9 protein-coding genes are annotated in these 11,467 nt (G+C 70.6%); 4 read left to right on the top strand and 5 right to left on the bottom strand.

The features are described from left to right. The first annotated feature begins 55 nt into the window (after positions 1-55). Positions 56-640, top strand: coding sequence for an RsmD family RNA methyltransferase (locus tag JWR86_RS02035; protein WP_299560030.1), 585 nt, complete (start codon positions 56-58; stop codon positions 638-640). 133 nt (positions 641-773) lie between these two features. After that, the gene (locus JWR86_RS02030; RefSeq protein ID WP_299560027.1) at positions 774-2,300 is read left to right on the top strand and encodes an outer membrane beta-barrel protein; all 1,527 of its coding nucleotides are present in this window, start codon (positions 774-776) and stop codon (positions 2,298-2,300) included. A gap of 13 nt (positions 2,301-2,313) precedes the next feature. Here the strand turns inward: JWR86_RS02030 and JWR86_RS02025 are convergent, their stop codons facing one another. Together JWR86_RS02025 and galU are read right to left on the bottom strand one after the other, a co-directional pair. After that, on the bottom strand, positions 2,314-3,534 hold the full coding sequence (locus tag JWR86_RS02025; RefSeq protein ID WP_299560024.1) for an adenylate/guanylate cyclase domain-containing protein: 1,221 nt from the start codon (positions 3,532-3,534) through the stop codon (positions 2,314-2,316). Between the two features lie 5 nt (positions 3,535-3,539). Next, positions 3,540-4,406 carry a UTP--glucose-1-phosphate uridylyltransferase GalU gene (gene galU, locus JWR86_RS02020; RefSeq protein ID WP_299560021.1) on the bottom strand — a complete coding sequence of 289 codons (867 nt, stop codon included), beginning with the start codon at positions 4,404-4,406 and terminating at the stop codon, positions 3,540-3,542. A gap of 154 nt (positions 4,407-4,560) precedes the next feature. Here galU and galE point away from each other — a divergent pair, with 154 nt between their 5' ends. Together galE and JWR86_RS02010 are read left to right on the top strand one after the other, a co-directional pair. Further along, positions 4,561-5,574, top strand: coding sequence for a UDP-glucose 4-epimerase GalE (gene galE, locus JWR86_RS02015; protein WP_299560018.1), 1,014 nt, complete (start codon positions 4,561-4,563; stop codon positions 5,572-5,574). A 27-nt stretch (positions 5,575-5,601) separates the two neighbouring features. Continuing rightward, positions 5,602-6,849 carry a lytic murein transglycosylase gene (locus JWR86_RS02010; protein ID WP_299560015.1) on the top strand — a complete coding sequence of 416 codons (1,248 nt, stop codon included), beginning with the start codon at positions 5,602-5,604 and terminating at the stop codon, positions 6,847-6,849. 60 nt (positions 6,850-6,909) lie between these two features. On the opposite strand, the gene JWR86_RS02005 is transcribed toward JWR86_RS02010, so the two are convergent. From JWR86_RS02005 to JWR86_RS01995, 3 genes are all read right to left on the bottom strand, one after another. After that, entirely contained in the window at positions 6,910-7,341 is a 432-nt protein-coding gene (locus JWR86_RS02005; RefSeq protein ID WP_299560012.1) for a PaaI family thioesterase, read from the bottom strand. Positions 7,342-7,346: 5 nt separating this feature from the next. Beyond that, entirely contained in the window at positions 7,347-8,765 is a 1,419-nt protein-coding gene (locus JWR86_RS02000) for a glutamate synthase subunit beta (RefSeq protein ID WP_299560033.1), read from the bottom strand. 157 nt (positions 8,766-8,922) lie between these two features. Next, positions 8,923-11,467: glutamate synthase-related protein (locus JWR86_RS01995; RefSeq protein WP_299560009.1), on the bottom strand; the 2,545-nt coding region annotated here is incomplete at its 5' end.

Below are 11,467 nucleotides of genomic sequence, written 5' to 3'. Positions count from 1 at the left end.
AGCCCCGGGCGGCGGGCCGGGCGGGCCGCGCGGCCGGCCGCAGTAGCGCGCCTCCATGCGGATCGTGGGAGGCAACCGGCGGGGGCTCGTCCTGGCCGGGCCCGGACCCGGCCAACTCGCCATCCGGCCGACCTCCGACCGGCTCCGCGAGACGCTGTTCAACATCCTGGAGCACGGTCACGGCGACCCCGTGCCGGGCGCCCGGGTGCTCGACCTGTTCGCCGGCACCGGCGCACTCGGCATCGAGGCGCTGTCGCGCGGCGCGGCCCTGGCCGTGCTGGTCGACCTGGCGCCAGAGGCGCAAGGCTTGATCCGCCGCAACCTCGATCTCGCCGGCGCACTCGGCCAGAACGGCAGAGCTGTCCGGCGCGACGCGACCCAGCTCGGCCGCGCGTTCCCGCTCGAGCCGTCCACGCTCGTCTTCTGCGACCCCCCTTACGGCCAGGGCCTGGCCGAGAAGGCCCTCGTGTCGAGCCTGCGGGGCGGCTGGCTCGCCCCCGGGGCCCTGGTGGTCGTGGAGGAGACTTCGGCAGCCGCCTTTGCCTTTCCGGCGGGCTTCTCGGAGCTCGACCGCCGGCGTTACGGCGCGACCGAGGTCATCTTCGGTCTTCTATCCGGAGCTGCGCTTACCGGCAGTTAACCATCCAGGTTGTACCTCCGTTAACCATCCGGGCCGCTGCGGCACGGCGGAGGCAGCCCTGCTCTCGTCCTCGTTCCCGTCCCGCCTCGCGGCCTCCGGCGCCCCGGCCCTCGCCCTGCTGATCGGCCTCGCCGTGCCGGCGGGCGCCCAGGAGCCGGACCGCGCCGGCACGCAGCGCGCCTTCGGCGACACGGGGCAGGATCAGACCCGATCCGGCCTCGGCCGCCCCGCGGGCGAGCCGGGCCTCCGCGTCCCTCCCGGCCTGGGGGCCGGCACCCCCCGCTCCACCGCCACCAGCGGGGCCGCCCGCCAGACGCCCACGACAGGCGCGGCACTTCGGCCCGGCCCGCGCGGCAACCGCGCCCGGCGCTCGCGCCAACCCGCCTCCGACCCCGTCCAGGGCGCGTTCCGGTCGACCCTGATCGCCCCGGAGGTGGCCAGCAACGTGCAGCCGGCCCAGACCGGCCTGCCCGACCCCTCCCCGGCTCCGCGTCCGGCCTCGCCGCGCCGCCCGGCCGAGACCGATCCCTATGCCCCGATCGGGATCCGGGTCGGCAACATCAACCTGTACCCGGTGCTCGGCCAGTCGCTCGGCTACGACACCAACCCCAACCGGACCGAGCGCAACCCGCGGGGCTCGCTCGTGTCCCGGACCGAGGGTGAGTTGCGGGTCCAGAGCGACTGGTCCCGGCACGAACTCTCGGGCTTTCTGCGCGGGGCCTATGACGAATACCCGTCCAACCGGGAGGCGAGCCGGCCCGAGGGCGCGGGCCGCATCGGGCTGCGGCTGGACGCGAGCCGCGACACCCAGTTCGACGTCGAAGGGCATTACCTGATCGACACGCAGCGGCCCGGCAGCCCCGACCTCAACGCGGTCGTGGCCCAGCGGCCCATCATCTACACCGAAGGCGCCTCGGCCGGGGTCACGCAGCGGTTCAACCGGCTCATCGCGACCCTGCGGGGCAGCGTCGACCGGGCCGATTACGAGAATGCGCGGCTCAGCAACGGCCTGCTGCTCGACCAGAGCGACCGCAACCTGACCACCTACGGCACGCGGGCGCGCCTGGGCTACGAGATCCATCCGGGCCTGATTCCCTTCGTAGAGGGCCTGGCCGACACCCGCCGCTACGACCGCCGCATCGACAGCGCCGGCTTTGCGCGCAGCTCGGATGGGATCGGGGGGAAGATCGGCACCACTTTTGAGCTGAGCCGGCTCCTGACGGGCGAGATCTCCGCCGGCGCGACCCGGCGCGACTACCAGGACCGGCGCCTCAAAAGCCTGACCAGCCCGGTCGCCGACGCGGCGCTCAGCTACGCCCTGTCGCCGATCACGACGGTGCGGGCGACCGCCCAGGTCGGGGTCGACGAGACTACGATCCCGGACGCGACCGGCATCCGGACCGCCCGCGGCACGCTGGAGGTGTCGCACGACCTGCGCCGCAACCTCACCGTCACGGCGGCCCTGACGACGGCGGATTACCAGTACCAGGGCGTGCGCATCGACGAGCAGAGTTTCGGGGCCCTGTTACGGGCCGATTACCGGCTCAACCGGCAGATCGCGCTGCGGGCCAGCTACACCCACGAGACCCTGCGCAGCTCGGTCGCCGGCTCGAGCTACTCAACGGACGTGTTCCTGCTCGGACTCCGCCTGCAGCCGTGAGGCCGGGCCGCTCTCAGCCCTGCGCCCCGGGATCCAGCGTGAACAGCTCGGCCGGGCGCTCGACGCCCCGCAACGCGTAGCGGCCGACCGAGACGAGGCGGCTGCGGACCGCCGCTGAGGCGGCGTCCCGAAACCGGTCCGAGACCAGCACATCGCGGTCCGCCGAGCGGCACATCGCGGCGATGCGGCTCGCCTCGTTCACGGCCGGGCCAACCACGGTGAAGTCGAGGCGGTCCTGCGAGCCGATGTTGCCGTAGAACACCTCACCCACATGCAGCCCCAGGTAGGTGCCCGTGACGGGCAGCCCCTTGGCACTGCGCCGCTCGTTCAGGGCGGCAATCCGGCTTCGGGCCAAGGACTCGGCCTCCAGCGCGCAGGTGCAGGCCTCTGCTTGGCTGTCGGCTTTGAAGATGGCCAAGATGCCGTCGCCGATGAGTTTCAGCACGTCGCCCCCGGCCTCGTGCACGGCGGAGATCACCGCTTCGGCATAATCGTTGAGGAAGGGGATGATCTGGCCGGGTTCGGCCGCCCCGGTGATGCGGGTGAAGCCGCGCAGGTCACTGAACCACAGCGCCGCCTCGATCCGGTCGGCGACGCCGCGCTCGATCCGGCCTGACAGGACCCGCCGCCCTGCGTCGCGCCCCAGATAGGTCTCGACCAGCGTTTCGGCGATGCGGACCAGCGAAGCGCTTTTGACCGAAAGGCTGAGCGACGGCACGAGCCGCTTCAGCGCGGCGACCACGTCCTCGGAGAAGCCGGACGGGTTCGCGGTCGACCACGACGAGTAGACGCAATCCATCTCGCCGATCACGGTCTCGGGGCGGAAGCGGTCGATCAGGCCGACCCAGTCAGTCTGCCCCTCCTCGGCCAGTTCGGCGAAGAGCGGGAAGCGCTCGCCGGCGGGCTCCCCGGCCCGGTGGCGCAGAAACGGCCGGCCGCTCTGCACCATGTGGAAAAAGGGGGAGCGCTGCCAGCTCTCGGCCGCGGGCCCAGCCAGGCTGGCGCGGCCATATTCGGCGACGTGGCTCTCGCCGCCGTTGCGGCTGCTCCAGCGGAAGACCCGGCCCTCATGCACCGGGTGGAGCGTGTCGATCAGGACCACCGCCCGGTCGACCGGCAGGCCGGCCGCCACGGCCCGCTCGCAGAAGCCCGCCAGGAGCTCGGTCTCGCTCGTGCCCAGAAGGCCAGCCTTGGTGACCCAGCAGCCGAGCTCGTCGGCCGCGGCCGGGTCCATTCGGCTCAGCGCTCGCCGAGGAGTTTGCGGAGTTCGGCCCGGAACGGCTCGGCGAGGTCCTGGCGGTCGAGCGCGTAGGCCACGTTGGCGGTCAGGAAGCCGAGCTTGGTGCCGGTGTCGTAGGTCCGGCCCTCGTAGCGCATGCCGAAGAAGGGTTGCGACCCCATCAGCTTCTTCATGGCGTCGGTGAGCTGGATCTCGCCGCCGGCGCCGGTTTCCTGCGCGGCCAGAACGCCGAACACCTCAGGCTGCAGGATGTAGCGGCCCGAAATGATCAGGTTCGAGGGGGCCGTGCCGGGCTTCGGCTTCTCCACCATGCCGGTGATCTCGAAGGTCTGGCCGTGATCCTGGCCGGTGGCCACGATGCCGTATTGGTGCGTCTGGTCCTCCGGCACCTCCTCGACCGCGATGATGTTGCCGCCGTGCCGGTCGTAGGCGTCCAGCATCTGCCGCATGGCGCCGCGGCTCAGCATGTCGGGCAGGATCACGGCGAAGGGCTCGTCGCCCACGATCTCGCGCGCGCACCAGACCGCGTGGCCCAGCCCGAGCGGGGCCTGCTGGCGCGTGAAACTGGTCTGCCCGGCCTGCGGCAGGTCGGCCTTCAGGGCCTCGAATTCCTTGACCTTGCCGCGCTCCTGCAGCGTGCGGTCGAGCTCGTAGGCGATGTCGAAATGGTCCTCGATCACGGCCTTGCCGCGCCCCGTCACGAAGATGAAATGCTCGATCCCGGCCTCGCGGGCATCGTCCACCACGTGCTGGATGACCGGGCGATCGACGACCGTCAGCATCTCCTTCGGGATGGATTTGGTGGCGGGCAGGAACCTCGTGCCGAGGCCTGCGACCGGCAGCACGGCCTTGCGGATGCGCTTCATGGGCGGTCCGGCTCCTTGCGTGACCTGATGGGGGGCTTGGGCGCGCACCGAGGCTCGCGCCGCGCTACCTTGGCGCGGCCGTCGGAAATGTCAAAAGGGGTTCACGGCCGGTGAAGTGTTTCCGGACATTCTGGCTCCGGCGGAGACTCGAACGATGACGGTCATGGTGACGGGCGGGGCCGGGTATATCGGCAGCCACATGGTTCTGGCCCTGCGGGACCGCGGCGAGACGGTGGTGGTCCTGGACGACCTCTCCACTGGCTTCCGCTGGTCCGTGCCGGAGGGAGTGGCCTTTGTGCAGGCCGATATGGGGGATGCCGAGGCGGTCGGGCGCGCCATGGATGCCCACGGCGTGCAGGCGCTGGCCCATTTCGCGGCCCGAATCGTGGTGCCCGAATCCGTGACTGACCCGCTCGGCTACTACCTGAACAACACCGCCAAATCCCGCACCCTGATCGAGACGGCGATCCGCCACGGCGTGGGCCAGATGATCTTCTCGTCGACGGCGGCGGTCTATGGCGACGTCTCGGGCGAGCCGGTCAGCGAGGACGTCGCGCCGGCGCCGGTCTCGCCCTATGGCCGCTCCAAACTGATGACCGAGTGGATGCTGGCCGATGCCGCCTTCGCCCATCCCCTGCGCTACGTGGCGCTGCGCTATTTCAACGTCGCGGGCGCCGACCCGCAGGGCCGCTCCGGCCAGTCGACCCCGGCCGCGACCCACCTGATCAAGGTGGCGGCCCAGGCGGCGCTCGGGCAGCGGGCGCGGCTCGAGGTGTTCGGCACCGACTATCCGACGCGCGACGGCTCCTGCCTGCGCGACTACATCCACGTCTCCGACCTGGCGGACGCCCACCTGGTCGCCCTCGACCATCTGCGCGGGGGCGGCGGCAACCTGACGCTGAATTGCGGCTACGGCCGCGGCTATTCGGTGCTGGAGGTGATCGACGTGATGAAGCGGATTTCCGGGGTCGATTTCCCGGTCGTCCTCTCGCCGCGCCGGCCCGGCGATCCGCCCGCCATCGTGGCCCGGGCGGACCGGATCCGGGCCGAACTCGGATGGACGCCGAAGCGCGACAACCTCGACGGCATCGTGACGGCGGCCCTCGAGTGGGAGCGCCGCCTCGCCGCCGGCGACAGCCGCCCCAAAGCAGCCATGCCGTCCCGCTAACCCGAATCAGCTCCCAGCCCCGCCCCGATGATCGCCACAGCCCTCACCTCCCTCCGCCGAACCCTCCTGTGCGCCTGCGCGCTCGGCGCTGCTGCGCTTCTGTTGTGGCCCGCCCCGCCGGCTGCCGCGAAGCCCGCGGCCAAGCCCGAGGCGGCCGGCAAGAGCGAGGGTGATTTCACGCGTTTCCTCGACGGGCTGTGGCCCGCCGCCCGGGCGGCCGGGATCAGCCGGGAGGTCTTCGACGGAGCCCTCCGGGGCGTGACGCCGGACCCCAAGGTGATCGCGCTGAGCCGCAAACAGGCCGAGTTCTCCCGACCGATCTGGGACTACGTGAACGGCGCCGTGTCGGCCCAGCGCATCAGTAAGGGCCGCGCGGCCGGGCAGGAATGGGACGCCGTGTTCGACCGGGCCGAGCGGCGCTTCGGCGTCCCGCGCGAGGTCGTGCTTGCCGTATGGGGCATGGAGAGCGGGTTCGGCGCCAACACCGGCGGCATGTCCGTGATCCGCTCGCTCGCGACCCTCGCCTTTGTGCGCCACCGCGGCGACTTCTTCCGGGGCGAGCTGATCCAGGCGCTCCGCATCATCCAGGACGGCCACATCACCCGCGAGGGCATGAAGGGCTCTTGGGCCGGTGCCATGGGCCAGACCCAGTTCATGCCGTCGAGCTACGCCGCCTTTGCGCTCGACGAAGATGGCGACGGCCACCCGAACATCTGGACGTCAGTGCCGGACGCGCTCGCCTCCACGGCGCATTACCTCCACCAGAAGGGCTGGAAGGCGGGCCTGCCCTGGGTCGTCGAGGTGGCGCTTCCCGGCACCCTCGATTTCAGCGTCCCGCGGCGCGGCTTCGCGGATTGGGCTGCGATGGGTGTTCGCCGTGCCGACGGCAAGGCCCTGCCGAATTCCGGCGACGCCGCCCTGTTCATGCCCACGGGCGTGCGCGGGCCCGCCTTCCTGGTCGGGGACAATTTCGAGGTGATCCGGGCCTACAACTCGTCCGACGCCTATGCGCTGGGCGTCGGCCTGCTGGCCAACCGGATCGGCGGCGGCGGCCCCCTCGCCCGCGCCTGGCCGATCTCGGAACCGGCCCTCAGCCACCGCGAGAAGGAGGAGGTGCAAAGGCGCCTCTCGACGCTTGGTCTCTACAAGGGCGAGGCGGACGGACGGCACGGCACCATCACGCGCGACGCCATCCGGACCTTCCAGCTCCGCTCGGGGCTGGTGGCGGACGGCTATGCCGACATCGCCGTGCTGAAGGCCTTGCGGGGCAAGTAGCCGGCGGCGCCCCGCCCGAGCCGCCCGAACAGCGCGGCTCCGGCGGCGCCAAACGGGCCCTCAGCCCTTCAGCACCATCTGGGTCTGGGTGACCAGGGCGGCGAGCTTGCCGTCCGGGCGCGTGATCCGGGTCTGCCACACCATGGTGCTGCGACCGAGATGCAGCGGCGTGCACTCACCGCGCGCCACCTCGCCGACCCGGATCCCGGCAAAGAAGTTGGTCTTGCTCTCGATCGTGGAGGTCGAGGTGCCTTCCGGCAGGTGCATGAAGGAGGCGGTGCCGCCGAGGTTGTCGGCAAAGGCCATCACGGCGCCGCCGTGCAGCACGCCGTTGCGGTTGCTGTGCTCCGTGCCGACCGTGATCTCGCCGACCACCCGGTTCCGCTCGGCCGAGACGAGCCGGAACCCGATATGGCGCGCGAAGGGGGGCTGGTTCTCGGCGATGGCGCGCATGCGCGCCTGCTCCTGATCCGCGTTCATGCCGTCGCTCATGTCGCTCACCGGGGCAGCACCGAGGCGCCGGTCAGCGCCTCGTCGATGGCGCGCGCCGCCTGGCGGCCCTCGCGGATGGCCCAGACCACGAGGGACTGGCCCCGCCGCATGTCGCCGGCCGCCCAGACCTTGTCGATGGAGGTGCGATAGCTCTGCATGTCCGCCTTCACGTTGCCGCGCCCGTCCAGGGCGACGCCGAGGTCCTCGATCATGCCGGCCTTGACCGGCGACACGAAGCCCATGGCCAGAAGCACGAGATCGGCCGGCAGCTCGAACTCGGTTCCGGGGATCGCCTTGAACGAGGAATCGACCTGAACGCCGTGCAGCCGCGTGACGCGGCCGCGCGAGCCGGAAAACCGCACCGTGTTCACGGCGAAATCGCGCTCGGCGCCTTCCTCGTGGCTGGACGAGGTCCGCAGCTTCAGCGGCCAGTTCGGCCAGGTGGTGAGCTTGTTCTCCTTCTCCGGCGGCATCGGCATGATCTCGAATTGCCGCACGGACAGCGCGCCCTGCCGGACGGAGGTGCCGATGCAGTCGGAGCCGGTGTCGCCGCCGCCGATGACGATGACGTGCTTGCCGCTGGCCAGGATCGGTTCGCCGATGTCCGTGTTCTCGCCGGAGACACGGCGGTTCTGCTGGGGCAGGAAGTCCATGGCGAAATGGATGCCGTCCAGGTCGCGACCCTCGACGGGCAGGTCGCGGGGCGTCTCGGCGCCGCCGGCCAGCAGCACCGCGTCGTGGCTCTCGGCGAGCTCGCGCGCCGTCACCGTCACGCCCACATGGCAGCCGTAATGGAAGGTGACGCCCTCGGCCTCCATCTGCTTCACGCGCCGGTCGACGTGATGCTTCTCCATCTTGAAGTCGGGAATGCCGTAGCGGAGGAGGCCGCCCGCCCGGGCGTGCTTCTCATAGACATGCACCTCGTGACCGACGCGGGCGAGCTGCTGGGCGGCGGCGAGACCGGCCGGCCCCGACCCGACCACAGCGACGCGGCGGCCGGTGCGGCGGGCCGCGATCTCGGGAACGATCCAGCCTTCCTGCCAGCCCCGGTCGGCAATGGCGCCCTCGATGGTCTTGATGGTGACCGGCGTGTCCTCGAGGTTGAGGGTGCAGGCCGCCTCGCACGGGGCCGGGCAGATGCGGCCCGTGAATTCGGGGAAGTTGTTGGTCGACTGGAGGTTGCGGAGCGCCTCACGCCAGTCGTCGTTGTAGACGAGGTCGTTGAAATCCGGGATCTGGTTGTTCACCGGACAGCCGGAATGGCAGAACGGAATGCCGCAATCCATGCAGCGGGCTGCCTGGTCGCGCGTCCCCTCCTCGCCGAGCGGGATGCTGAATTCGCGATAGTTCCGGATGCGGTCGGAGGCCGGAAGATACTTCCGGTCCCGCCTGTCGATCTCCAGGAACCCCGTGACCTTGCCCATGTCTATGTCCACTCGCCGTCCTGGCGCCCGCGCGGCGGGACCCCAGCACCGTTCTGCATCGCGGGCGTGAGGCCGTCAGCCCGGCGCCCACTCTGAATGTCCACTTCGACCGGCGGCTGCCCCCCGGGCCTGCGACCCAGGGGAGGCGCGCCCCCGATCACTCGGCCGCTTGCGGCATCCGCTCGCGTTCCATCTCCCGGATGGCGCGGCGGTATTCAACCGGCATCACCTTCACGAAGCGCGGCCGGAACTCGGTCCAGCCGTCCAGGATCGCCTGGGCGCGCGTGGAGCCCGTATAGGCGACGTGGTTCTTGAGCAGGCCGAGCAGCCGCTCCTCGTCGCCGCCCGACATGTTCGACAGGATGTCGATCCGGCCCTTGGTCTCGAGGTCGCCGCCGTGGTGGTGGATGCGCTGCATCAGCTCCTCCTCCTCCTCGACGGGCTCCAGGTCGACCATGGACAGGTTGCAGCGCTTGGCGAAGGAGCCGTCCTCGTCCAGCACATAGGCGATGCCGCCGGACATGCCGGCCGCGAAGTTCCGGCCCGTCGGGCCGATCACCACCACCACGCCGCCGGTCATGTATTCGCAGCCGTGGTCGCCCGTGCCTTCCACCACCGCGATGGCGCCGGAATTGCGAACCGCGAAGCGCTCGCCCGCGATGCCCCGGAAGTAGCACTCCCCGGCGATGGCCCCGTACAGGACGGTGTTGCCGACCACGATGGACCGTTCGGCCGGCGCCTGCGAGTTGGGGGAGGGCCGGATCACCAGCTTGCCGCCCGAAAGCCCCTTGCCGACATAGTCGTTGGCGTCGCCAGTCAGGTCGAGCGTGACCCCCGCCGCCAGCCAGGCCCCGAAGCTCTGCCCGGCCGTGCCGGTGAGCCGGACGGTGATCGTGTCGTCCGGCAGGCCGGCATTGCCGTGCGCCTTGGCGACCTCGCCGGACAGCATGGCGCCGACCGTGCGGTTCTCGTTCGAGACACGGGCCTCCAGCGTGACAGGGCCGGCGCCGTCGATGGCGGCCCGGGCCCCGGCGATCAGCTCGCGGTCGAGCACCGCCTCGATCGGGTGGTGCTGACGCTCGGTGTGCCGGATGGCGACCTCCGGCCCGACCTCCGGCCGGTGGAACACGCGGGAAAAGTCGAGCCCCTTCGCCTTCCAGTGCTGGACCGCGCCGTCGCGGTCGAGAAAGTCGGCCCGCCCGACGAGCTCGGACACCGTCCGGACCCCGAGCTCGGCCATCAGCCCGCGCAGCTCCTCGGCCACGAAGAAGAAGTAGTTGATGACGTGTTCGGGCGTGCCCTTGAAGCGCTTGCGCAGCACTGGGTCCTGCGTCGCGACGCCGACCGGGCAGGTGTTGAGGTGACACTTGCGCATCATGATGCAGCCGGCCGCGATGAGCGGCGCGGTCGCGAAGCCGATTTCGTCGGCCCCGAGCATGAGGGCGATCATCACGTCCCGGCCGGTCCGGATGCCGCCGTCGGCCTGCAGCGCCACCCGGCCCCGCAGCTTGTTCAGAACCAGGGTCTGGTGCGTCTCGGCGAGGCCCATCTCCCAGGGCGAGCCGGTGTGCTTGATGGAGGTCAGCGGCGAGGCGCCGGTGCCGCCCTCGAAGCCGGACACCGTGATGTGGTCGGCCCGCGCCTTGGCGACGCCTGCCGCCACCGTGCCCACGCCGACCTCGGAGACGAGCTTCACCGACACGTCGGCCGCCGGGTTCACGTTCTTCAGGTCGAAGACGAGCTGGGCGAGGTCCTCGATCGAGTAGATGTCGTGATGCGGCGGCGGCGAGATCAGGCCGACGCCGGGCGTCGAATGGCGGACCTTGGCGATGCGGGCATCCACCTTGTGGCCCGGCAGCTGCCCGCCCTCGCCGGGCTTGGCACCCTGCGCGATCGTGATCTGCATCACGTCGGAATTGACGAGGTATTCGGTGGTGACACCGAAGCGGCCGGAGGCGACCTGCTTGATGGCCGAGCGCTTGGAGCTTCCGTCCGGCAGCGGCCGGTAGCGCTCCGAGAGTTCGCCGCCCTCGCCCGTGTTCGACTTGCCGCCGATCCGGTTCATGGCGAGGGCCAGGGTCTCGTGCGCCTCCTTGGAGATGGAGCCGAAGGACATGGCGCCGGTCGAGAACCGCTTCACGATGTCGGAGGCGGGCTCGACCTCCTCGATCGGGATCGGGGCGCGCCCGACCTCGTCGGCGGTCTTGATGCGCAGCAGGCCGCGCAGCGTCTTGAGGCGGGTCTGCTGGTCGTTGAGGAGCCGGGCGAACTCGCCGTAGCGCTCCTGCGCGTTCAGCCGCACGGCATGCTGCAGGGCCGAGACGGATTCCGGTGTCCAGACATGCTCTTCGCCGCGGATCCGGAACGCGTATTCACCGCCCACATCGAGCGCGTTGCGGTAGATCGGGGCCTCGCCGAAGGCGTCGCTGTGGCGCCGCACGGTCTCCTCGGCCACTTCGTCCAGCCCGATGCCCTCGATCAGGGAGGCGGTGCCGAAGAAGTACTTCTCCAGGAAATCAGACCGGAGGCCGACCGCGTCGAAGATCTGCGCGCCGCAATAGGACTGGTAGGTCGAGATGCCCATCTTCGACATGACCTTGAGTAGGCCCTTGTCGATGGACTTGATGTACCGGTAGACGATCTCGCTTTCCGAGACCTCCGGCGGCATCTCGTCCTTCATGGCGAGCAGCGTCTCGAAGGCG

Origin of the sequence: Enterovirga sp., assembly GCF_028290205.1 — a bacterium.
Classification (GTDB): Bacteria; Pseudomonadota; Alphaproteobacteria; order Rhizobiales; family Beijerinckiaceae; genus Enterovirga.
The sequence above is the reverse complement of the archived record's forward strand: the minus strand, read 5'-3'. Positions and strand labels throughout refer to the sequence as shown.